This is a genomic window from Bacteroides sp. HF-4919 (assembly GCF_018860125.1).
In genome coordinates this window covers 18472-41728 of the sequence record NZ_JAHKNF010000011.1, presented here as the reverse complement: position 1 = coordinate 41728, position 23257 = coordinate 18472, and the positions used below count along the sequence as shown (strand labels likewise).

20 protein-coding genes are annotated in these 23257 nt (G+C 41.9%); all 20 read left to right on the top strand.

The features are described 5' to 3' along the window. Positions 1 to 88: 88 nt before the first annotated feature. Positions 89 to 472: a phage terminase small subunit P27 family gene (locus tag KO473_RS18010; RefSeq protein ID WP_005821762.1), complete on the top strand. Its 384-nt coding sequence runs from the start codon at positions 89 to 91 to the stop codon at positions 470 to 472. Next, complete coding sequence (locus tag KO473_RS18005; protein ID WP_005821761.1) at positions 469 to 2091, top strand: terminase large subunit; 1623 nt, start codon at positions 469 to 471, stop codon at positions 2089 to 2091. Before KO473_RS18010 ends, KO473_RS18005 begins: the two co-directional genes overlap by 4 nt. Before the next feature lie 40 nt (positions 2092 to 2131). Then, positions 2132 to 3382: a phage portal protein gene (locus tag KO473_RS18000; RefSeq protein ID WP_216035135.1), complete on the top strand. Its 1251-nt coding sequence runs from the start codon at positions 2132 to 2134 to the stop codon at positions 3380 to 3382. A 2-nt stretch (positions 3383 to 3384) separates the two neighbouring features. Then, the gene (locus tag KO473_RS17995) at positions 3385 to 3981 is read left to right on the top strand and encodes an HK97 family phage prohead protease (protein ID WP_005821759.1); all 597 of its coding nucleotides are present in this window, start codon (positions 3385 to 3387) and stop codon (positions 3979 to 3981) included. Between the two features lie 10 nt (positions 3982 to 3991). Beyond that, on the top strand, positions 3992 to 5236 hold the full coding sequence (locus tag KO473_RS17990) for a phage major capsid protein (protein WP_005821758.1): 1245 nt from the start codon (positions 3992 to 3994) through the stop codon (positions 5234 to 5236). 24 nt (positions 5237 to 5260) lie between these two features. Further along, on the top strand, positions 5261 to 5548 hold the full coding sequence (locus tag KO473_RS17985; protein ID WP_229067008.1) for a head-tail connector protein: 288 nt from the start codon (positions 5261 to 5263) through the stop codon (positions 5546 to 5548). Further along, a complete protein-coding gene (locus KO473_RS17980) occupies positions 5545 to 5868 on the top strand; it encodes a head-tail adaptor protein (protein WP_005821755.1) in 324 nt (107 codons plus the stop codon). Before KO473_RS17985 ends, KO473_RS17980 begins: the two co-directional genes overlap by 4 nt. Further along, positions 5865 to 6320, top strand: a complete 456-nt coding sequence (locus KO473_RS17975; protein WP_005821754.1) for a hypothetical protein — start codon at positions 5865 to 5867, stop codon at positions 6318 to 6320. The genes KO473_RS17980 and KO473_RS17975 overlap by 4 nt, the downstream gene beginning before the upstream one ends. Beyond that, positions 6320 to 6688, top strand: a complete 369-nt coding sequence (locus KO473_RS17970; protein WP_005821752.1) for a DUF3168 domain-containing protein — start codon at positions 6320 to 6322, stop codon at positions 6686 to 6688. Before KO473_RS17975 ends, KO473_RS17970 begins: the two co-directional genes overlap by 1 nt. A gap of 31 nt (positions 6689 to 6719) precedes the next feature. Beyond that, entirely contained in the window at positions 6720 to 7199 is a 480-nt protein-coding gene (locus tag KO473_RS17965) for a hypothetical protein (protein WP_005821751.1), read from the top strand. Positions 7200 to 7265: 66 nt separating this feature from the next. Next, positions 7266 to 7883 carry a hypothetical protein gene (locus KO473_RS17960; protein ID WP_014299363.1) on the top strand — a complete coding sequence of 206 codons (618 nt, stop codon included), beginning with the start codon at positions 7266 to 7268 and terminating at the stop codon, positions 7881 to 7883. Positions 7884 to 7983: 100 nt separating this feature from the next. Next, positions 7984 to 10977: a tape measure protein gene (locus tag KO473_RS17955; RefSeq protein ID WP_252733285.1), complete on the top strand. Its 2994-nt coding sequence runs from the start codon at positions 7984 to 7986 to the stop codon at positions 10975 to 10977. Beyond that, on the top strand, positions 10974 to 13022 hold the full coding sequence (locus tag KO473_RS17950) for a hypothetical protein (RefSeq protein WP_122130956.1): 2049 nt from the start codon (positions 10974 to 10976) through the stop codon (positions 13020 to 13022). The genes KO473_RS17955 and KO473_RS17950 overlap by 4 nt, the downstream gene beginning before the upstream one ends. Continuing rightward, on the top strand, positions 13019 to 17482 hold the full coding sequence (locus tag KO473_RS17945) for a hypothetical protein (protein ID WP_122130954.1): 4464 nt from the start codon (positions 13019 to 13021) through the stop codon (positions 17480 to 17482). The genes KO473_RS17950 and KO473_RS17945 overlap by 4 nt, the downstream gene beginning before the upstream one ends. 50 nt (positions 17483 to 17532) lie before the next feature. Then, positions 17533 to 17817 (top strand): hypothetical protein, encoded by a 285-nt coding sequence (locus tag KO473_RS17940; RefSeq protein ID WP_005821743.1) that lies wholly within the window; start codon positions 17533 to 17535, stop codon positions 17815 to 17817. Positions 17818 to 17820: 3 nt separating this feature from the next. After that, the gene (locus KO473_RS17935) at positions 17821 to 18153 is read left to right on the top strand and encodes a hypothetical protein (RefSeq protein WP_005821742.1); all 333 of its coding nucleotides are present in this window, start codon (positions 17821 to 17823) and stop codon (positions 18151 to 18153) included. 288 nt (positions 18154 to 18441) lie between these two features. Further along, positions 18442 to 18876 carry a bacteriophage holin gene (locus tag KO473_RS17930; RefSeq protein ID WP_032497314.1) on the top strand — a complete coding sequence of 145 codons (435 nt, stop codon included), beginning with the start codon at positions 18442 to 18444 and terminating at the stop codon, positions 18874 to 18876. 885 nt (positions 18877 to 19761) lie between these two features. Next, a complete protein-coding gene (locus KO473_RS17925) occupies positions 19762 to 20256 on the top strand; it encodes an N-acetylmuramoyl-L-alanine amidase (protein ID WP_005821740.1) in 495 nt (164 codons plus the stop codon). Next, positions 20253 to 20717: a DUF6808 domain-containing protein gene (locus KO473_RS17920; protein WP_005821738.1), complete on the top strand. Its 465-nt coding sequence runs from the start codon at positions 20253 to 20255 to the stop codon at positions 20715 to 20717. Before KO473_RS17925 ends, KO473_RS17920 begins: the two co-directional genes overlap by 4 nt. A 404-nt stretch (positions 20718 to 21121) precedes the next feature. Beyond that, positions 21122 to 23230, top strand: coding sequence for an SLBB domain-containing protein (locus KO473_RS17915; protein ID WP_371820700.1), 2109 nt, complete (start codon positions 21122 to 21124; stop codon positions 23228 to 23230). Positions 23231 to 23257 lie beyond the last annotated feature (27 nt).

Here is a 23257-nt window from a genome sequence, read left to right as displayed (position 1 = left end):
CGCACGGAATTTTTTCAAATTTTGAATTTGTTAAAGCATTAACGTTTTATTTGTCGGACATTCATGTGGTTATTATAAAAAACAGAATATGGTGAAATTTGTAATGCCCGATAATTTATCCGATGAAACACAGAAGTTTATAAAGGATGTGGTAAAAGAGCTAAATGCTAGAAAAGCTATTCAGAATATTGATCTCGGAGCTATTAGAATGCTTGCAACCAGCTACGAGATGTATATGCAGGCAACTGATATCCTGCTTAAAGAAGGCCCCGTTATTGAGATAAAATACGAAAAAGCAGCTAATCCGGCTCAAAATATTGCCACTAAAAACTATGCTCAGGTAATGAAAATCATGACAGAGTATGGTTTGACTATTAAAAGCCGTGGAAATATTAAGGCTATGAAATCAGAAGATAAAAATGATTCTCCTTTAGACCAATTTTTAAAGAAAGGGGCCCGTGAGAGACGATGAAAGGATACTATCAATATGCCGCTGATGTTAGAGATGGCAAGATTGTAGTGGGAGAGTTTATTAAGCAGGCCGTCGAACGGTTTTATGTTCTTTTTGAACGGGATGATATAGATTTTAGAGAGAATCGGGCGGATTATGCTATTGAATTTATTTCTTTGTTGAGGCATTACACCGGTCGTCATGCCGGAAAATCGTTTACGTTACTGCCTTGGCAAGAGTTTGCAGTAGCAAGTATCTACGGATTCTATAAAAAAGATGAGGATGGCTCTTGGTGCAGGTTGGTTTCATCTGTATACATTGAGATGGCCCGTAAAAATGGCAAGTCGGCTTTTGCGGCTGCACTTTGTCTATATCATCTTATCGCCGATGGCGAGTCGGCTGCGGAAGTCTACTTGGCGGCTAACAGTAAAGATCAGGCAAAGGTTAGTTTTACAATGTGCCGTAACTTTGTATCCGGGCTTGATCCTAAGCATCGGTATCTTGTGTCTTTCCGCGATCAAATAAACTTCGATAAAACATTGTCGTTTTTGAAAGTGCTTGCCGCTGATTCCAGCAAATTAGATGGCCCTAATCCGTCTATGTTTTTACTTGATGAATACCATGCGGCTAAAAATTCAGGTTTGAAAGATGTACTCCAATCCGGGCAGGGTATGCGTGATGATCCGATGAGTATCATTATCACTACCGCCGGTTTTGATAAATTGGGTCCATGCTACCAGTTTCGTGAAATGTGTACGGAAGTGTTGAAGGGCTTGAAAGAAGATGATACCCTTTTTGCTTTGATTTATGCTTTAGATGAAGGGGATGATTGGAAAAATGAAAAAGTGTGGGGCAAGAGTAATCCTAATTTAGGGGTCACAGTAAAGCCTAAATATTTGAGGGAACAGGTTCAAAAGGCAATAAATTCTCCTTCAGAAGAAGTTGGAATCAAAACGAAGAATATCAATATGTGGTGTGATGCGGAAACTGTTTGGATACCGGATCACTACATCCTTAACGCTTCTGCCAATCTTGATTTCGAGCAATTCCGGGACATGGATTGCTATGCAGGTATTGACTTATCAAGTACGAGTGATCTCACCTGTATGAGTTTTATGTTTCCGACTCAGGACAAATATTACTTTAAAACCCTGTATTATCTTCCAGAGGCGGCGTTACAAGAAAAACGATTTAAGGATTTGTATGGCGATTGGCGTAGGCAGGGATTGATTACCATTACGCCGGGCAATGTAACGGACTATGATTATATACTCAATGACCTGATGCGTATCCGGGAGATTGTTTTCATTCAAAAAGTGGCTTATGATGCATGGAACGCAACACAGTTTGTTATCAACGCCACAGATCAGGGGTTGCCGATGGAGGAGTTTTCCCAAGCATTGGGAAACTTTAACCGTCCCACAAAGGAGATGGAGCGCTTGTTATTATCCGGACGGGCAGTGATTGACAACAATGTCATTAACCGGCATTGTTTCCGCAATGTGATTATGGCACGGGATCGGAATGGAAATACCAAACCGTCGAAGCAGTTTGAAGAGAAGAAAATAGACGGAGTAATAGCCAAGCTGGAAGCCCTTGGCATTTATCTGATGTCTCCGCGGTACGGGGAATTCTATTAACTGTCGGACAATTTTCTGGTTAGATGGTAAAAGGAAAACAATGAAAATACCAATTCTAAATATTGAGATTAGAAAAGCGTCCAAACAGGAGGTATCTAATATAGCTGCTTGGAGTTTCGGTGGAAGATCGCTGTTGTTGAGCCGTGATAAGCCAATGTTGCTTTCTACTGTTTATCGGTGTGTGGACTTGATTTCTGACAGTGTGGCTGTCTTGCCATTAAAAACCTATCAATTGGATGAAGAAGGTTTTAAGAAGGAGTGTAAATGGCATCCAGCTTACCATGTTCTGAATACAGAGCCTAATGAAGACATGACCAGGTACGTCTTCTTTAAAACATTGATGGCCTCAGTCCTTTTAACAGGTAACGGTTATGCCTATATCGAAAGGGATGGGACGGATTTACAACTAATCTATGTTCCTTCTTTCCAAGTAGGTATAGAATGGATAGTAGATGCGAAAGGCATTCGTAGAAAACGTTACAGGATTACAGGGTTTAAGGATCTGGTACAGCCTAAGGATATGATTCATGTATTGAACTTTTCTTATGACGGAATCATTGGGGTGTCTACGCTGACCCATGCCCGGCAAACGCTGGGTATCGCCTCTGACAGTGAGGCGCATGCCGCAGGATTCTTTAAGGGTGGCGGTAACGTGGCGGGTATCTTGGCATTTGAGGGCCGCTTGGATAAAAAACAAAAAGACCAGATCTATGAAACTTGGGAAAATCGTACTTCTTCTGTAGGGGGGAAACCCAATGGCATTGCTGTGCTTGAAGGGAATATGAAGTACCAGCCGATCACTATCAGTCCCAAGGATTCGCAACTATTGGAGTCCAGGGAGTTTAATGTGGTGGATTTATGCCGTTTTTTCTCCGTCTCTCCTGTTAAGGCTTTTGACCTGTCTAAATCGAGCTACTCCACTGTTGAGGCTACGCAGCTTCAATACCTGACGGATACGGTGCTGGCTGTCATTACCAAGATTGAGCAGGAGATCAATCGGAAAGTTTTTCTTAAATCCGAACGTGGCCGGATATTGGCTGAATTTGATACATCGGCAATTTTGCGTACAGACAAAAAGGCGCAGGCCGCATATGCAAAGGATATGTTTTATGTTGCAGGGATGACACCCAATGAAATTCGCCGGGAGAATAATTTGCCCCGATTAGAAAATGGAGATAAAGCCTTTGTGCAAGTCAATACACAAACATTAGATCGTGCGGTAGCCGACCCTGTCATAGATAAAAATTCCAAGTTGTCCGACAGTTCTGTGGTTAATGAAGAAAAGGATTGATTATGGATGAAAAGAGAGAAATAAGAAATACTGCCTATCAAGTGGTGTCAGACGAAGAAAAGCGAACCGTTGAAGGGTATGCTTTGCTTTTTGGCGTGTCTTCGGACGGTTTAAGTTTTGAAGAGGTGATTGAGCATGGAGCTCTGGATGGTGTTATTGAGAAAAGTGATGTATTTGCGTTGCTAAACCATGACCAAAGTCGGGGGATTCTTGCCCGATGCAATCGGGGGACTGGCTCGTTGACATTATCTATTGATAGCAAGGGATTGAGATACCGTTTTGAGGCTCCAAAGACTGGGCTCGGAGATGAGCTGATGGAAAATATCCGGAGAGGCGAGATCGCCGAGAGTTCTTTTTGCTTTGATGTAGAGGAAGAGACTTGGGAAAAGAAAAGTGATGGAACATGGAAGCGGACAATATTGAAAATAGATCATTTATATGATGTCGCGCCTGTATATAATGCCGCATATAGCAAAACATCGGTTTATATGAGAGGCAAGGAGCAGGCCGAAGAAGATTTTCGTAAACAGGAAGAACAGAGAAAATCCGGAGAGTTGGATGAATATTACGAGAATATAGAAAAATTATTTAATAATTAATTTAACGATTATGCCAAGAGAAAAATCAATTACAGATTTAAAAGACGAAAGAACCCAGCTTTCTATCCGTGCTAAAGCGATAACTGATGGTGCGAGAGCCGAAAAACGCATGTTAAACGAGGGCGAAAATACGGAACTTGGAGAGATCCAGTGCCGGATGACTGACATTAATATGGAGATTGCAACCAAGGAGGCCGAGAACAGAGGTAAAGGGACTCCCCATGTAGAACCCGGTCAGGAACGCTTTTCTCTCCGTCGTTCATTGGCCAACTATATTTCCGGACAGGGACAGCATGATGCGGATGCTTCCGTTATTGAGGCGGCAACGCGCCTGCATAATAGCGCAGGGGTAACGAGGTCATCTCAAAATTCATTGGTAATCCCGATGAGCTTGGAGAAGCGGGCAATGTTTACGGCGGCAACCGAATCGGCTACGGGAGTAGTCATTGATCAGGAGCAGCAGGAATTGTTGCTGCCGCTTCAATCCTCTTTGGTCTTGGCTCAGGCGGGAGCCAGATTTATGACCGGTTTACAGGGGGATATTTATTGGCCGAAGTATAGCGGTTCCAATGTTTTCTGGGAGGGTGAAAACGCTAAAGCCAAAGACGGTGCCGGGCAATTCAGCAAAGGTGACGCCTATAAACCCAAGAGACTGACGGCTTATGTTGATATCTCCGAGCAGTTGCTTGTCCAGGAAAATACTTCGGTTGAGGCAATTATTCGACAAACGTTGGCTGCTGCTATTGCGCAAAAGGTTGAGCAAACCGCATTTGGTACGCACGCTCACAATGATAATACGCCCGACGGGCTGTTTCAGACAGTGCCGGCCATTAACGGTGTCATGGATTGGGCTAAAATTGTGGAGTTGGAAACCAATGCGGATATCAACAATGCGCTCTTTGGTAATTTGGCTTACATTATGCACCCGTCTTTGGTAGGTAAGGCCAAAACTAAAGTGAAAGATGCTTCCGGTGCCGGAGGCTTCATTTTTGGCGATAAGGGTGAAGGTACTCTTAACGGATATAAAGCGCTTCGCACCAATAACCTGCCTAAAGGCTTGCAGACCGCTAAAGATGAATTCGGCATTGTTTTTGGTAACTGGAATGACTACTTTATAGGTCAGTGGGGAGCGCTGGAAATCAAAGTGGATCCGTATTCCCGCATGTTGGAGGGAGTTGTACGTTTGGTGATTAATTCTTATTGGAATATGGGTATGATTCGCCCTGAGTCATTCTCCATTGCCTCAATGAAGTAAGCCATGAAGTACGTATCGTTAGATTTGGCGAAGAAGCACCTTTACATCGAAACAGAATACACCGATGATGATAGTATCATTGGTGTATATGTTGCCGCCGCTGAAGGGGCTGTAGCTAATCACATACGTCGGGATCTAGATACGCTGGAGGATAGCGAAGGGAAGCTGCCCGACCCTATTCTCTCAGCTATCCTTCTTGTTGCCGGAGGTTTGTTTCGGGATCGGGAAGTCAACTTTGTCGCGGAACGGGCGCGGGACAAAGTCGGTTTGCTGGACTATTTATTACAACCATACATTGATTACTCCAAATGAAAGCGGGACTGTTACGTGAGATTCTGGAATTCAGGGAAGAGGTGAAAAGCCAGGACCTGAACGGTTTTGTATCCAATAGATATGAAACGGTGTTGACTTGCAAGGCTTCGCGCCGGAAGATGTCTGCTGTTGCAGACAAGAGCGGAGTGAATGCCATGGAGCAATTTATTGGTAGTATTATAGTATTCCAGGTTCGGAATTATCCGGCGATTAAAGAAAACCAGAGGGTTGTTTATCGGGGAGTGGAATATGCGATAAAGATGATTGATCCACAAAGAGATAACACGCTTGTAATCACACTTGAAAAACTGAATATATGATACAGATAAGGACCATAGACAGGGAAAACATAATTTATTTGGTAGACCAGTTAGAGACCTTTGAGAAGGATAAGGCCATAAAAAGTGGGCTTCGGGCCGCTGTGAATGTTTTTCGTGTGAGAGGGCGTAGCAATTTACGTTCGCGTCTATTGCATCACGGGAAGCAGACCGGGCATTTGATGAACTCTTTTACCACCAGGGTTAAACGGAACAAATTAGGGGCTTTGGCCGGTTTTGATCGTCCGGGAGGAAATCACTCCCATTTGGTTGATGCCGGAACCAGGGCGAGAACTACCACCGGAAAGAAAAGCGTAAGGGCGGGGGCATCTCGCGGACTTATGCCTGCTAACCGATTCTGGGAAGATGCGAAAGTTTCTGAGGAAAAGAAGGCGATGGATGCTCTATATGCGGGGATTGAAAGAGCCGTGCAACGTATTAACGACAGGGGATAATGAACAAGTTTAAAGTAACAACAGAGGTACGGACTATCTTGCAGGATTCTTTGGGTATCAAGACAATGGTAGGTGATAAAATATTTCCGTTGGTTGCCCCGAATGGAACCGAGGGAGATTTTATTATATATCAACGGGATGGATTCAAGCAGGAGTACACCAAGATGGCAGTTGCCCGTCAGGTTCCGACCATATTCGTAACTGCCGTGAGTGATAATTACACCCGCTCCCAGGAATTGGCAAGTCTTATCTATGATGCTTTGGAGGGGGATTTTGTAGATCCGGTAATGAAAATCAGGATGGAAGATTCTACAGAGGATTATGAATCCGGAAAATATTTCCAAGTCTTGCAGTTTTCAATTGATTAATATGAAACGTAAAACTAAAATTTTAAAAACAATGGCAACAAAATTAGATTCCAGCAAAGACATTTATCGGGGGGAGCTTATGCTTTTCATCGGTGATGAACCTATTGCTTTTGCTTCCAGCTGCGGGTTGGATGTTTCAACAGAAGAGATTGATATTTCTAATAAAATGATGGGGGACTGGGCCGGTTCGCTTCCTGGGAAAAAAAGCTTTACCCTGTCAAGTGAATCATTGTTAACCCGAAAAGAAGGTGCAATGAGCTTTGACACTCTTTTGAGTAAGCAGATAGCAGGTGAGGTACTTGACTTCTTTTTGGGGAGCCCTGCGTCTGCCGATAAGGATAATTTCGGTGGAACTTTCACTAAGGATACAAAGCAAAAGAACTATACGGGTAAAGTAATTATCACGTCCTTATCCATTAAATCAGATAATGGACAGATTGTTTCATGCAGTGCTTCTTTTAAGGGAATTGGCGCCCTTGCCCCGGTTGAGCCTGTCGGGGTGGGAGGATAAGAAATACAATAATGATGAATATCGAAGGCGGTCCGTAGATGGCCGCCTTTTTAATTAATAAATTGGATGGAAGCAAGATTGACAATAAAGGCTGTTATCCGCTGGGAACAACTCAGGGGTAAATCATTTTCTTTAATGGACTATTCAGATAAAGAGGATGTAAACGCATTGTTATATACCTCCACAATAGTTGCTAAAGGAGAAGTATATACGTTTGATGTTTTTAAAAAGACACTATCCAACCGGAAATTGGTTCGTGAGATGGTATTGTCTTTGGAAAATAGGATGTCTGTATTGGCCCAGTTTCAAAATAAACGAGCTGGTACAGATAAGATCAATTCCGATACCACTCCGGGGATGATAGGCAATATCGTGTCAACGCTTATCATGTCCGGTCTGGATGCTACATATGCATTGGAGGAAATGGAGTTGTGTGATTTGCCCATGTATATTGAAGCCTATGAACGTAAACGTAAAGAAGAGATGGAAGCCAGCCGGTTATGGACATTCTTTACCATGTTGCCGCATATTGATTCCAAGAAGATGAAAAACGGGGCTATGGACCTGATAACATTCCCATGGGAGGAAGTAGAGGCGGCCAGGGAAGCGGAAAGAGCAATAAATGAAGATATAGACCGCTTCGAACAGTTTATGAAAGAGGGTAAGAAACTAATAAATAAATAGTATGGCAGGTAGATTATCATTTTCGATTGCGATAAACCTCCTGACTGAAAACTTCAAGAGAGGTACGAATTCCGTTAAAAACGGTCTAAGAGTGATGCAGATGCAGGTCTTAACTTTTGCGGCGGCACTGGGTGCCGGTGGATTGGGGTTGAGCAACTTTGTATCCCGTCTGATCGATGTTGCCAGGGAAACCAGCCGGGTTACCACTGCTTTGAAGAATGTATCCGGTAGCATGGTCCGGTTCGCTGATAACCAGCGTTTTTTGTTGGACATGGCGAAGAAATATGGTATTGAGATCAACGCGTTGACCGGGAATTACGCTAAGTTTACGGCTGCCGCTTCCATATCGGGCATGTCTATGATGGATCAGCGGAAAATATTTGAGTCTGTGTCCCGTGCAGTAACCGCATTTGGGATGAGTGCGGAAGATAGCAACGGCGTCTTTCTGGCATTATCTCAAATGATGTCCAAGGGAAAGGTTAGTTCAGAGGAGCTTCGTTTACAAATGGGAGAGCGCCTACCTATCGCTCTGCAAGCCATGGCAAAAGCCGCAGGGGTATCGGTAGGGGGGCTTGACAAGTTGTTAAAGCAGGGCAAATTAATGAGTAAAGATGTTCTTCCTAAGTTTGCTGAGGCTCTTGACAAGATGATTCCCAACGTAGATACGGATAATTTGGAAACTTCCGTGAACCGGCTTAAGAATGCATTCACTGAATTCGTGAATGGAACGGAAGTACAGAGCAAATATAAAGCCTTGATCGATTGGCTAACGAACGCGGTAAAGGTGGCGGCTGACAATATAAGATCGGTAATTACCTATACGGTTGCCGCCATCATGGTTATGGTAACAAGCCGGTTGGTGAATAAAATACTTCTGTCGATATCCCGGGCTGAGTTGGCTGCTAAATCCGCTGCACGCCGGGCGGCTAAAGATGCCGGCCAAAAATTCAATGAAATAGCGTGGAAAGCACAGAGAACTTCTGCCTCCATTAAAATGGCGTTCTCTAAGGCCGCCATGTCGATTAGGGCAACCCTGATATCCGTGGCTCCTACGGCTATATTGACGGTCATTGGGGCTGTAGTCGCTAAATTGTATAATGCCTATCGGGAGTCAAAGCGTATAAAAGGGTTATTCGATGAATATCAGAAACGAATGAATGATGTTCCCTCAAAAACTCCTGAAATAATCAAGATTCGCGCTCTGCAAGAGGAATACAATAAGACCAATGTCACATTATCAGATAAGAAAAGAATTTTAGCCCAGATAAATGGGATTTTAGGGACTGAATTGAGTGTTAATCAAGATGTTAACAAAGTTATTGAAAAGCGTATATCATTATTAGAAAGTGCAGCAAGAGCCGAACTGGCTGCTAAAGAGGTGGCTGATAGCGAAAATGAATTAGGAAAGATTGGTGGTAAATCATATAATGGCAAAACGATACGAAGTATGGCTCCGGACTGGGCGATGGCTCGCGGGGATTTAGTAAAAGAGGAAAGATTTAAAAAGAAATACGATGTGCATACCCAAGATGCTTTAGGCTGGGAAAACGGGCTTAAAGATGACTTGAATGCATTTATCGAACACGCCAAGATACTAAAAGACGCTAAAGGTCGATTAGGCAAGGAGATTGCTAATTCTGTGGCTACGGCTGATTCTACACCTCCTGAACCTGATTCTAAAAAGACGGAACTTCAAAAGGCCGAAGAGAAATACGCTAAATCCTTAAGGGAATTGGATGCCCGCCGGGAAGTCGAGAAGATGTTGGAGTCGGAATATTATAAAGCTGTCGATGAACTCGGGAGGAAGATGTTGATAGAGGCCAAAGCGTCAGGTGACAAAGAGATACTTAATAGCAAATATCTCAAAATGCTTCAGGATGTTATTGATCATCCTTTATATGATGAGGCGGCCGCAGAGATGGAGAAGGTGCAGAAGGAGTACAATGATAAGGTTAAAGAAAATAAAACCTTGCTTTCAAAAGGACTTATCTCTCAAAAGGCTTTCAATGAACATCTTGCGGGGCTATCGGTTGAGGCCGCTAAGTCTGCCGCAAGCATTAAAGGAATCGGTGAGAGGGCTGATGCTTTTATCAAGGACATGCTGGATCAGGCGATATCACATATCCCATCCGTGAAGATGAAATCACGCGATACCACTTTTGATTATAAAAAATCAAAAGTGGATATTGCCTCTGAGAATCTTGATAAAGCAAAGGAATACGCAAAAGAATTACAGGAACAGGCAAAGAAAGTAGGTAAGGAACTTTCGGATGAACTGTCAAATGCGATAGCCAATGTCCCTACTTTGGAGGAGGCTTTGAAATTAGCTAAAGTAAAAGAAGACGTGAAAAAATTCACTAAGGAGCTGGATGAATCGCTTTACTCAGGGATCAAGGATATCGCTACAAGCTCCGATCGTGTCGTATCGGCCTTTACGAGCCTTCGTGATGTGATGAATGATGTAGATGCAACGGGATGGGAGAAAATCATGGCCATTTGGAATGCAATGATAAATACGATTGATTCTTTTACGTCTATAGTTCGTACTATTGAGAATATATCAGTTTTGGCTAAAAAGTTGGCTGGCGCCAAGGAGGCACAGCAAGGACTTGAGAAAAGTACAGCAGGAACGGTTGCAGGAACAGTTGTTAAAATAGCCGCAGATGAGGTAGCGACAAAAATGGAATTAGAAAATAGTCAGAAGAAAAGTGCGGCGGCTGTTACAGAAATGGCATCGAAGAGTACAGCGGCTTATGCGGGAATACCTTTTGTCGGGGCGGCTCTGGCAGCGGGACAAATAGCGACAATGATGGCTATGATAGAAGCAGCGAGAATTAGCGCTCCCGGATTTAATTCAGGGGGGATCTATTTAGGGGGCACATCTTTTGGAGATAAAGGATTGGCGCGTCTGAATAAAGGGGAAATGATTTTGAATATGACCCAGCAATCTAATTTGTTTGATGCTATCAACTCTGGTAATTTGGGGAGTTCAAATAGGGTCCAAATAGAATTTGGGAAAGCCAAGGTGCTCGGACCGGATATTCTGCTCTCCATAAATAACACATTAAAAAAACAAGGAAAGAAACCATTATGAGCTACGGATTGATTTATACGATTCCTTTTGCAAGTCTCCGTAATAAATCTTGCATTATAGAAATAGAGAAAGAAGGGTATGTGGGGGCTCCTACTGAATTAGTGGGGGCTGGAAATCCATTTACTGTAGATATCGATGATGATGATTTCTTATACGTCCCGTCCAGGTTCAGTACGGCCAATATCCGGATAGTAGGTTCGGATTATTTGCAAAGTTTGTTTTCCACAGCTTATCAGCAATACCGTGTAACATTTAAGCGTGATGGCGTGGTAACGTGGTGTGGCTTTATCAAGCCGGAGTTGTACACACAAGATTATAGCAGTACTATATTCGAATTGGAACTTGAATGTGTCAGCGCCATGTCCGCTTTGGAGTATATCGATTATAAACCCAAAAACGGGACAGAAAGAGGGTTTGTAACTTTATGGGAATTATTAACCCGTTGTGTCTCTGAATCTCGAGGCTGTTATTCAAACGTATATATTCCACATGTTTACGCAAAGGATAAATCGAATTATACGGCTTGGACAAATGTTCTGAAGGACATGATGATAAGTGAACAGAATTTCTTTGATGAAGATGACAAGCCAATGAAACTAAAAGAGGTGCTTGAAGAGATATGCAAATTCCTCAATTGGACTTGTGTGGATTGGAGGGGTGATCTTTACTTCGTAGATGTGGATCATACAGGCGATTACTATAAGTATGCGTTGGACTTTTCCGCATATGCAACCGTGAGGGGATTTACTATCAACGTCCAAAAAGTTGGCTTTAGCGGCGATAATCATACGCTCGATATTTTGGGCGGTTATAATAAAGTAACAGTAAAAGACAGTAATTATCCGGTTGGGAATTTACTTCCGGAAGAGAGTTACGAAGATGCAAAAGTTCTTTCGTCACGTTTAAATACGAATAAAGATAGAAAATGTTACCGTCAGTTTCTTTATCCGAAAAACTGGAACATGTATCTGTATGATGGCGATACGGTTATCACCAATGACGATTTAGAGTTACGTGCTTATGATGCGCATAAACTTATAGGAGGAATACAGGAAAGGTACTGCAATTATAAAATAGTGGACGGTAAGCCGGATATTTCAGACTATTCGTTTACAAATGTTATACAAGCCAGGTGTTTGGGTGCTGTCGGTGACTTATCAATGATAGGCGGGCTGGAACTCTTAACAAAGATAATGGATTTTAAAGGTGCGTCCTCAGTGTACGAATCAGGGGCCTTTGCTGTATCTGGAAGCTATAAGACGATAGCGGATATGGATTTGATTCCTTGGGACAATAGCCGGGGCACGTACATGCCGTTGGCTGCTTGCCAATTACGGATCGGTAATAAATATTATGGCAGTACTAACGGATTGGCCCCATTCGCATGGTCTGCAAATCCCAATTATTTTTTTAGACTTCCCGCCTCCGAAGAGAATAACAAAGCCCGATTAGATTATGTATCCATTGAGAACCAAAAAACAATATATATGCCATATAAAGGTGTTTCAGGCGTAATAATCCCTATTGATACCCTATTATATGGCGAGCTTGAATTTACTCTTTACGCATCTAAAATACATAATGCTATTTTTATAAATGGATTCTTGTTAAAAGACTTTTCCTTTAAATATGGAAAGAGCACCGAGGCCGAAAAGACTACCGACAATACAGACCGTTATTATGAAAATGTCGTTAACGAAGACTACATTAACGAATTAGACGAAATCGAGTTTAAAATATCCAGTTACAACAATGATGGGGCATGCTATTCGAAAGTGATGATAGGAGAGGACTATCTTCGTGATAATTTGTATTCGGTACTGGTTGACAGGGCTATTCGTCCGGAGGAGCATTTAATCCAGCGTATAATCAATCGATATAGCACTACTCGTATCAAGCTAACACAAGAAATAGAAGAAACGATTGGTTTAACTCCTATTTCCAGACTGTCGGACAAATCTCTGGTTAATAAGATATTCATTAATGCCGGAGGAAGTATCGATTATAAGATGGAGCAGTTCCGGTGTATTATGATAGAGACATGAAAGACGTAAAGATTAAAACTACATCCATTCCTGCGAAACCCCGGTCAAAGAACTATCCGGCTGGGGCTGTTATCACCCGGACGGCTGGCGGCATTACTGTTAACGGCGGAGGCGGTGGAGGTGCTTCGGTTGACATTGTAAAGGCTACCGACACAAAGTCGTTTACCGATAGCAACGTACTGTCATCGCTCCGGACGCTGTTAGAGATCCGTTCGCGTATCATTGCCGAATCGGATACAACCACGGAATTAACCGATGATAATACGCTTTCTTCAAAGCGCACTTTGAAGGAGATAGATGCAGCGATTAAAGAGGCTTTGAAGAAGATAGATGATCTTTATTTAAGCAAGGTAAAAGCGGATATAGCTAAAGAGCCTATCACTTTCCTGAAAGGGCTGTTTGTTGGTGATGGGCTTACATTTATCAACGAAAGTGGCGACACGGAATTGCAATCTTTAGTTGCCCGGATGAAAGTTAAAGCCGCTACATTGGAAGTAACCGGTTCGGCCAATGTTGGCACACTCCATTCGGAAGGGAATATTTCAACAGGCGCGGATATTTGGGCTAAAGGTGACACGCATACTTTAAATTTACTCGTTCAGGCACTTGCAAAAACATACGATCTGAATGTTGAGCACGTCGCAACCCTGTTTCAAACCATAGTCAAGGACTATATCAGTTCAGAAAGATTCATCCCCGGACTGATGGGTGAAGGGATGAAGCTATACAAGGCTATCAATGGGGATTGGAACCTTGAAATAGATAATGCCGTAGTCCGTAAGGCCATGACCATTTTTGAACTTATCATTTCGAAAGTTCGTGCGGTTAACGGCGGTCTGGTGATTTCATCCGCCAACGGGCGTGTCAAGTCCGTTTCGGAAACATCCGGTGATCCGGCTTACTATGTTTTAGGTATAGAGGGCGACATGATGTTTGTCACTGATGACTTGGTACGTTGTCAGGTCTACACATCCGGACACGTTAAATACTACTGGGTTCCGGTTGCCTCGGTGAATGATGATTCGATTCTTATACTTAAATCCGTATTTCCCAATGGTACAACTCCGGCCGTTGGTGATGATCTGATTCAAATGGGTAACCTCACGAATCCGAACAGACAGGGCATTTTGTATCTCACAGCTTCGGAAGATGGTAAACCGCGCATTTCTGTACTGGACGGGGTAAACTCCACGTCTTTGGCCGGAAAGAACAAAGTGATTTTGGGTTGTCTCGATGGCATGACGGATACAGACTTTCCGGCTGACTTCCAACCCTCCGGATACGGCCTATATGCGATGAACTGTTTCCTGAAAGGGATTTTCATTCTGAGAAATGGAAAGAGCATCGAACAGGAGTTTAGTAATATTGCTACCGAGTTAGCGGCTATACCGGGAAAGATCGAGCTTGCCATACGCAGTATGAAAGTAGCGGACGTTAATCTGCTTTACGACTCTAACCACAAACTAAATGCCAACCCCTATCAAATGGGAGCGTATAAGTATGACGTTCATTTAGAAGCAGGCAAAACCTATACCCTTACAGTGTGCTATAAGTGTGCGGACTCTGATGTTATCAGGGCGTATAACAATCCTTCGTACGGCTGGATAGGCACTTTGCCGAAAAGCGCAGAAGAAACGGTACTTTCGCAGCCTATAACGCCTATTAATCCGGATGGGGCATATTTCTACTTCTATAAGTTTCCCCAACAGGAATCAACGGAGACATACATTAAATGGGCTGTAATCACCGAGGGTAGTGTGGGTGTAGCTAATTGGATACCGTCTGCAACTGAAAGAAAATTAAATATCGGAGGCGAAAATCTGATGTTACAATCCCAACAGGCGTTGGATGGATCAGGCGCACAATATGCGTTTCAGTTATCGAAAGCGTGGACGGATTTAAAAGGCAAAACCTTAACAATCTCGTTCGACTATGCGTATAGCAATCTAAAGATGGGATCATCACAAAGGTTCGGGCTTGAAAAAGCTATTTATAAATCGGGCACCTCCCAATATTACTATATCGGCGCATTTAAGTATGTAGATTCTACCAGCCCCACGGCTGACAAAGGTAGGTACGTCCACACTATCAAAGTCCCCGAAGATATAGAGGACTCTTTGGATACTGATATTATTGCATATATACAGTTAGGCGCTGGATCAGTTTGCCGGATCAATAACTTTCAAATAGAAATAGGAGACACGGCGACCGGATGGAAGCCTGCCCCTAAAGATTCTTTCACTGAGTCAAAAAAGTACACCGACACACAAATACTTGCCGTTGACGGGAAAATTGAACTATCCGTTAAAACTAAGGTAGAAAATTTGGGTATAGGTGCTAACAATTTGTATAGTTACACAAGTTCAACGCTTAATACTTTATATCCATCTCCTACTATTGAAAGGCAAATGTCTCTGCGTGGCTTCTATTTGGTTGGTTCACAAGGTAATGGAGGAGCTATGCGGATACCTAATATTATCCCGCCTATCCCCGGTAAGTATACCGTTTCCGGATGGATTAAAGGTAGTCAAAATACCCCAGTTGGTTTTACAATTGATGTGTGTGATTCTGAAAACGTAATTGTTAAATCAACAGCAGATAACCAATGGAGTTATTTCAAGCATACATTTAACGTAACGAAAAATACAGAGGAACAAAAGGATGTATATAATTTTGTTGATATAGAAAGAATTGATTGGGCTTATATATGGGTAAAAGACTTTAAAGTAGAAGCGGGTGAAATTGCAACCGCATGGAGTCCCAATTTTCAGGATGCAGTTTACAAAGGTGCTGAATATACCAATAGTCAAATTAGTGTAGTCGAAGGTAAGATAACATCCACCGTTGAAAAGATAAATACCGTTGCTGGACGTGTTACCGGACTTGCTTCACGCGTCGAACAGACCGAAAAAAGTATCACGTCTGTTGTTGGACGTGTAGACGTGCTGGATAAAACAGCCGTTAGGGTTGCTACGAAGGTTATTGATTTGGTTGGTTGGGATAACAATAAATTCTATCCTTTAGTTATCAACATAGGACAAAACCACAAAAGAAAGATTGAAATAGACCGTCCGTTAGATGGTGCACTTGGAAAGCCTTCATACAGTACTCACGATGGCGGTTTTTCTATGAACTTAACGTTTGAAATGTCCGGTAGCGGTTGGGGGAGCTCTGTTAAGACAACAAATATCTTTGACTATTATAAGGCATGGACTTCTACGGGTGCAAAGATAGTTGTTGATTTGGGACAAATAACCGAATCGTCACAATGTGTAATGGGCATCAGAGGTGGCTCTAAGTACTACGTATATTTGCATGACGAGGGTAATGCAGATAATATACATTACTACCAAACTGATTATACCGCACCATACGGGCAAAAGTTCCCCGTTCGCACCGATGGAACTGAACCCGTCCGCACATACGGATACTATACCGAAATAAAGCAGACGCAGGAAAGCATAGCTTTAACTGCAAACAAAGTGGACGATCAAGGTAGGCGATTAAGTGCGGCTGAGTTAACTCTAAGTTCAGACCACGCAAAATTAAGCGTAGTAGAACAAACGGCAAATTCCGCCAATTCCTTAGCAGGAACAGCGAACAGCAAAGCCAACACAGTAGACGGTCGTGTCACCGCCACCCAAAACGGCTTAGTCGAAACCGGAATCAACATCACGTCCCGAAAAATCATTCTGAAAGCCGATAACCTGCTATTCCAAAATAACACAGGTCAACAGACAGCCGCCATCAACGCAAACGGCAAACTGTCTGCCAATGTGATTGAAGCGGCGGAAGTGGTGGCACAGGCATTTTCAGCACAGAGGATCACAACCGGAAACCTTACGGTAACTGATGGTGCAAAGATCGGTGCCTGGAATATATCGGGAGGCTCTCTTGTTTCGGCAAGCAATTCGCAGGCTAAGATCCTGTTAAACATGTCCGGTAATAAATTCCTTCGTATTAACGAAGAGGGGGACAGCCCTACAACTTCACGCACAGCATTGATGTCCATACGAAACGACAATTACAGTGGTCTAAGTATTGAATCATACGGAAGTTCCGGTTTTGCTCTAAGATGTTTGGCTAACGCAGGCACTGCAAATTCGATAGAATCGTATGGAAGTCATATTTTCGCCCAAAGGGGCGGTGAAAAGTGGAACGCTCCCGGAATGCTGTGTACCGGATATGTATATCAAGCGGGTACAGTCACTAATGAATGGGGCAACGGGTGCACCTTAACCAGTGCACAGAAAATAGCTACTGGAAAATACAGGATATACCACAGTTTGAAGCATCTGCAGTACGCTGTTTTAGTACAAGGCTTAGGGGGGTATGGCTGGGTATTCGGTCAGGTAGAGACACAAAACAACTCTTATTTTGAGGTTTTAATGCTTGACGCAAACAAGGGTCCCCGTGATTGTCCATTCCGTGTGTTCGTTGTAGGTCGCAATGTTTGGTAAATGCCCATTGTGAGCGCAGATTACAATAATAAATTCAAAAGAAATAGAATATGAAAATCAATTTTAGAAGAATTAAAGTAAAAACAGCTATTGATGGAGAAATTAAAGAGTTCGACGTAGCTAAAACAGTAGGAAACGCTATTTACTGTAATACACCCGATTTGGGTGAATTGGAGTTTGCCCAACGGATATATAAAGAAGGTGAAGTTGAAGTTGACGAACAAGGTGCAAATATCATTCGAAATTACGTTGATCCGGCTCCGATCCTCGCAGTGGTGAAAACCGCTATTTATAATGAATTAGACAAAGTAATTATGAACTCTCAAAATCAATAAATTATGTTTCAAGAAGAATCAAGAACAGTTCAAGTAAACGGTAAAGCCGTTTCAGGAGATTATCAGTACAATGTAAACTACAGTGTCAATAACGATAATCTCAGTCGTCTTCATTGTGAAATCATTAAAACGGTCACGGAAGAGATTGACACCCCTACAGGTAAGCAACCCGTAACCTCCGGGCGGTATATCGGGTATTTGCTGTTAGAATCAGGCAGTAAACAAATGTCCCTTCCGGAGTCGGAGAATGTTGCAGCGCACTTTGAAGTATTCGATCAGATCACCAAAGAGGTAAAAGCCACTTTAGAGCCCAAACCGGCATCTAAATCCAAGTAACAAGAATCCGCCCTGTCTTCACAGATGGGGCGGAAAGATGCGGTATAAAGGAAATGAATAATAACCGTAGTTTATTCATACCGCATTTGATAATACTTATTTAAGATGTTCTCTCAATAACACGTAAATTCGTATAATTGTTGTACATTCTAATAAAAAAATTATATAGAGTAAAATAGTTCTTATCAACATAGGTTGCATCATAGCTATGATGGTTTGCTACTTTTAGGGAATTAGTTTCTTTAAAAAAATAATAAATATACTATTTAAATTTATATATCCAAGAATATGAAAAATTTGAAGATGATTGCATTGATTGCCTTGCCTCTTTCTCCTTTGCTGGAACTCTTTGAGCGCTATGTCTTTGGTGACTGGGAGTTTGTCAAATGGTTGATTGTCCTTGTATGTGTTGATACGGTGCTCGGCTTTGTCAAGCACTGGTTATCCAAAGACATCAGTAGTAAGGCATATGGTATGATTGGGCGTAAGCTTATCATTTACAGTTGTGTATTGATCCTGTCACATGTGATGGGTAATTTCTCGATCGCCGGTCAGGTGGTCGATAGTTTCGTCTGGTTCCGGTATTTCGCTTGTACGGCATTAATGATACGTGAGGCCTTAAGTATTATTGAGAACGTAGAAGAGATTTGCCCGGGCTTTTTCCCGAAGGCTATCATAAATAAGCTGAAGGGGTTCGATAATGTTTCGGGAAAGAAAGAGTAGTTTAGATAAAATCTCCCGTCGCTACGCTTAGCGACGGGGAATTACACAAACAAAACAAACAAATGTATAACTTTATCTTCCCAGACCAAGTTTACAAAATATAAAATATTGGAATACAAAGGTTGATTTTTATTTTTAATAAAAGTGTTAATAAAACCGCTAAAAGAATAATATATGCAATATTTTTACTCCAAGAATTAAGTCATAGCGATGTGGTTACAGTGCTTGGAACAAGTAATGTTCTGATAGTTAAAGTAATTCATTGTTTAGCGAGGTTGTTTTAGAATATTTTGACCAATTTGGGATAAATATCATCTCTTGAGACACTGTTGCAACATTCGGTGGCTATCATTACGGAATGGCTGATGTTACATTAGCGATGAAGAAAAAAGCAGGAGTTGTTATTGGACTATTTTTTAATTGAGTCGGTTTTTGACTTATTAATAATGGATGCACATAGCATTTATCTTAAATGCATTTATTATTTTGAAAGATATAGTTTTTCATCTGTATGCAATAAGATACGGCGTACTATCTTCACAGACCGCATAACCGTGTTTTTAAAGTTTAAGCATGTTATATAGCATATTTATTCCTATAAAAGTTCATTGTGTATCTATTAAAAATGCTTATAAACCTGTGGGATAATAATATTTTTTATCATGGAGATATTTTCATGGAGGGAATAAATAAGGATAATTATTGAGCTTGTGTAATGAATTTGTATTTAAAAATGTGAAAACAAGAAATAACGCTTCTACCTTCACAGGCAAAAGCGTTACAAACGGCTATTAAGGCAACAAAGTTATTGATTTATGTTATGTTTTATCTCCTTAACAACTTAACTCTTGAAAAGTTTTATAAACTAATAAAAAAATAAACAATATGAAAACAATTGATTCAATCATTATTCACTGTTCGGCCACGCGCTTCGGACAGGATTTGCGTGCAAAAGACATTGACCGGATGCATAAACAGAGAGGCTTTAATCAGATCGGGTATAATTACGTAATAGATATTGATGGGACTGTGGAGAACGGTAGGCCCTTGTCTGTGGACGGGGCACATTGCAATACGAAAGGGGACAGTGGGCGGTCGTATAACAAACATTCGATTGGTATCTGCTATATCGGCGGCCTGGATGTCAATGGGAAAGCTGCTGATACCCGGACAGAAGCGCAACGAATAGCTTTGCGCGATTTGGTAGAGAAGCTCTGTAGAGACTACCCTATTATCGAGGTACTTGGACACCGGGATACATCACCTGACTTAAATGATAATGGGGAGGTAGAACCGTTTGAATATATCAAGGCTTGTCCATGTTTCGATGTACGGAAGGAGTTCTCTAATTTTATGAAACCTGTAATCATACGGCCATGAAATCTTTGCCTTACATTATCATAATCATTCTTGTCCTGTTTATCGTATTCCGCCCGACAAGGGTGGAACGCGTACCGGGTGAAGTGGTCAGAGATACGATCATTACAAATCGTATTGATACGGTCTGGGGTACAGTTCCCGTTCCGGTTTATGAAAGCGTTGTAGATTCGTTCCCGTTCGTTGTTCCCGTCCCTGTACCGGGCGATACAGTCCGGGATACAGTGTATTTGCCTATTACGCAGAAAATCTACAAAGATAGCCTTTATACGGCTTATGTGTCGGGCTACCGGGCAAAGCTGGATAGTATAGAGGTGTACAGCAAAACGAGGACTGTGTTCGTCAGAGAGCGGGCAAAGCGGAAACGGTTCGGGCTGGGTGTACAGGTCGGATACGGCTTTTCTGGGAATAAGGCAAGTCACTATGTTGGGATTGGAGTGAGTTATGATGTGTTTGAGTGGTGATTGTGATAAATTATCTAAGAATATGAATTTTGTAACCTAAATGTCAATTTTATACCACTGTAGGTTTTATTTAGTCATTTTTGTATCTTGATAATAGTCGCAAAAGATATTTTCACTTCCTTTGCTTTTATTATTGTTTTTACTACGAAAGATGTAGGTTTCTGAAGGTTATGTTTGTTTTTTAAGATTTCGCATTGAGTGTGTTTTTAATGTAATTTGTATTTATTTATATTGTTATTCGCTTGATTAGTAATTAATTTTTAAATTTTAAACTTTGTATGTTTATGTTGTTACTTGTTGTTCTTTATTTTTTTGTATGTATTGAGAGAATTAATTCCAGAAATGGAAGGATGAGTAAAAAAGAATTGTTGTTCTTTCTATTTGTGCTTGCTGCAGGAGGAGTGATGGCACAGCAATATAGGGAAAGGGGGGATTTTGATCGTGGTGGGTATAGAAAATTTTTTGGACGCAATATATTTGCCAGCCGGAATTTGTCATTTGAGCCAAATTTAAATATTCCTACTCCGGAAAATTATAGGTTGGGGCCGGGGGATGAAGTGATTATCAATGTATGGGGAACTTCGGAAAATACGGTACGAGAGACTATTTCTCCGGAAGGTAATATCATGGTGGAGAATATCGGTCCTATCTACCTGAGTGGTATGAATATGGAGGAGGCTGAACGATATTTGCGGCATGAATTTAGTAAGATTTATGCAGCTATCTCCGGAGAATCGGCACATATCAAGGTGACGTTAGGAAAAATACGTTCCATTATGGTCAATGTGATGGGAGAGGTGGAAGTTCCCGGTACGTATCGGTTATCGGCTTTTGCATCGGTGTTTCATGCTTTGTATCGTGCCGGAGGAGTTAATCGTATAGGCAGTTTACGAACCATTCAAGTCGTACGAAGTGGTATGAAAGTAGCTGATGTGGATGTGTATGAGTATATTATGAAAGGAAAACTTACAGATGATATACGTTTGTCGGAAGGAGATGTGATTTTGGTATTCCCTTATGAAAATTTGGTTAGTATATCGGGAAAGGTGAAGAGACCGATGATCTATGAAATGAAACATGGAGAAAGTTTAGCTACTTTGATTGGTTATACGGGTGGATTTACCGGAGATGCTTATCGGAATACGGTCCGTCTGGTGCGTCGTAGCGGAAGGGAGAAGCAAATATATAATGTGGATCAACAGGATTACGATAACTTTATTCTGACTGATAACGATGAAGTGTCCGTTGAGGCGGTATTGGGACGTTTTTCAAATAAAGTAGAAATTCATGGAGCGGTTTATCGTTCAGGCATGTATCAGTTGGATAGTGTGACGGGGACTATAAAGTGGCTGATACAACAGGCGGAAGGTCTTCGTGGAGATGCTTTTCTTAATAGAGCCTTGTTGAGGCGGGAGCGTGAAGATCTGTCTCATGAAATGATTCCTGTTGATCTGAAAAAACTTATGGCAGGAACTGCACCCGATTTACCTCTGCAAAAGAATGATGTACTCTATATCTCAAGTATAAAGGAATTGGAAAAAGAAGGAGTTCTCTTCATTTATGGTGACGTGGCAAAACCGGGTTATTTTCCCTTTGCGCGGAATATGAGTGTTCAGGACTTGATTTTAAAAGCTGGCGGATTATTGGAATCGGCTTCGACTGTTCGTATCGATGTGTCACGACGAATTAAAGATCCTAAAAGTGTTTCTTCTTCTACTGTGATAGGGAAAAGCTTTACAGTAGAATTGAAAAATGGACTGTTGATAGGAGAGAGCAATACACTGAAATTGGAACCTTATGATATGGTGTTTGTACGTAGAAGTCCAGGGTATCAAAAGCAGGCAAATGTGACGGTCAATGGGGAAGTTACATTTACAGGAAACTATGCGCTGACTAAAAAGAATGAACGGCTGAGTGACTTGATAGCAAAAGCCGGAGGGTTATCGAAGAGCGCCTATGCGAAAGGTGCGCGTCTGATGCGCAGGATGACGGCGGATGAAATCCGGCAAAAGCAAGATGCAGTTCGGTTTGCAACAAAGGGAACCGGAAAAGATTCGGTCTCTTTATCTTCTTTGGAAGTGGATCAGACTTACTCTGTCGGTATTGAACTTGAAAAAGCTCTGGCAAAGCCGAAATCGGATGAAGATCTGGTATTACGGGAGGGCGACGTACTTTTTGTTCCTAAGTATGTCAGTACCGTGACTGTTAACGGTGCTGTGATGTACCCCAATACTGTGCTTTATCAGAAAGGAAGTGGAATTGATTATTATATAGGACAAGCCGGTGGTTTTGGAAACCGGGCCTTGAAACGGCGTGCTTATGTTGTATATATGAATGGTACAGTTTCCCGATTGAGAAGAAATACGGCAAATGCCATTGAACCCGGGTGTGAAATAATTGTGCCCAGCAAAGGAGAACGGAAGAAAATGACTACGGCAGGAGCTGTTGGCATGAGTAGCTCCATTGCTTCTATAGCTGCGATGGTTGCTTCAATGGTAAGCTTGGCAAAATAAAAGAATTGATCTATTTACCACAATGTT

Excerpts from the sequence above, each read along its gene's own strand:
- KO473_RS17970 (WP_005821752.1), top strand. The coding sequence starts at position 6,320 with ATGAACAAGTTTAAAGTAACAACAGAGGTACGGACTATCTTGCAGGAT.
- KO473_RS17960 (WP_014299363.1), top strand. The coding sequence starts at position 7,266 with ATGGAAGCAAGATTGACAATAAAGGCTGTTATCCGCTGGGAACAACTC.
- KO473_RS18000 (WP_216035135.1), top strand. The coding sequence starts at position 2,132 with ATGAAAATACCAATTCTAAATATTGAGATTAGAAAAGCGTCCAAACAG.
- KO473_RS17950 (WP_122130956.1), top strand. The coding sequence starts at position 10,974 with ATGAGCTACGGATTGATTTATACGATTCCTTTTGCAAGTCTCCGTAAT.
- KO473_RS17920 (WP_005821738.1), top strand. The coding sequence starts at position 20,253 with ATGAAATCTTTGCCTTACATTATCATAATCATTCTTGTCCTGTTTATC.
- KO473_RS17975 (WP_005821754.1), top strand. The coding sequence starts at position 5,865 with ATGATACAGATAAGGACCATAGACAGGGAAAACATAATTTATTTGGTA.
- KO473_RS17930 (WP_032497314.1), top strand. The coding sequence starts at position 18,442 with ATGAAAAATTTGAAGATGATTGCATTGATTGCCTTGCCTCTTTCTCCT.
- KO473_RS17990 (WP_005821758.1), top strand. The coding sequence starts at position 3,992 with ATGCCAAGAGAAAAATCAATTACAGATTTAAAAGACGAAAGAACCCAG.
- KO473_RS17945 (WP_122130954.1), top strand. The coding sequence starts at position 13,019 with ATGAAAGACGTAAAGATTAAAACTACATCCATTCCTGCGAAACCCCGG.
- KO473_RS17955 (WP_252733285.1), top strand. The coding sequence starts at position 7,984 with ATGCAGGTCTTAACTTTTGCGGCGGCACTGGGTGCCGGTGGATTGGGG.
- KO473_RS17940 (WP_005821743.1), top strand. The coding sequence starts at position 17,533 with ATGAAAATCAATTTTAGAAGAATTAAAGTAAAAACAGCTATTGATGGA.
- KO473_RS17965 (WP_005821751.1), top strand. The coding sequence starts at position 6,720 with ATGGCAACAAAATTAGATTCCAGCAAAGACATTTATCGGGGGGAGCTT.
- KO473_RS18005 (WP_005821761.1), top strand. The coding sequence starts at position 469 with ATGAAAGGATACTATCAATATGCCGCTGATGTTAGAGATGGCAAGATT.
- KO473_RS17915 (WP_371820700.1), top strand. The coding sequence starts at position 21,122 with ATGGCACAGCAATATAGGGAAAGGGGGGATTTTGATCGTGGTGGGTAT.
- KO473_RS17980 (WP_005821755.1), top strand. The coding sequence starts at position 5,545 with ATGAAAGCGGGACTGTTACGTGAGATTCTGGAATTCAGGGAAGAGGTG.
- KO473_RS17995 (WP_005821759.1), top strand. The coding sequence starts at position 3,385 with ATGGATGAAAAGAGAGAAATAAGAAATACTGCCTATCAAGTGGTGTCA.
- KO473_RS18010 (WP_005821762.1), top strand. The coding sequence starts at position 89 with ATGGTGAAATTTGTAATGCCCGATAATTTATCCGATGAAACACAGAAG.
- KO473_RS17925 (WP_005821740.1), top strand. The coding sequence starts at position 19,762 with ATGAAAACAATTGATTCAATCATTATTCACTGTTCGGCCACGCGCTTC.
- KO473_RS17935 (WP_005821742.1), top strand. The coding sequence starts at position 17,821 with ATGTTTCAAGAAGAATCAAGAACAGTTCAAGTAAACGGTAAAGCCGTT.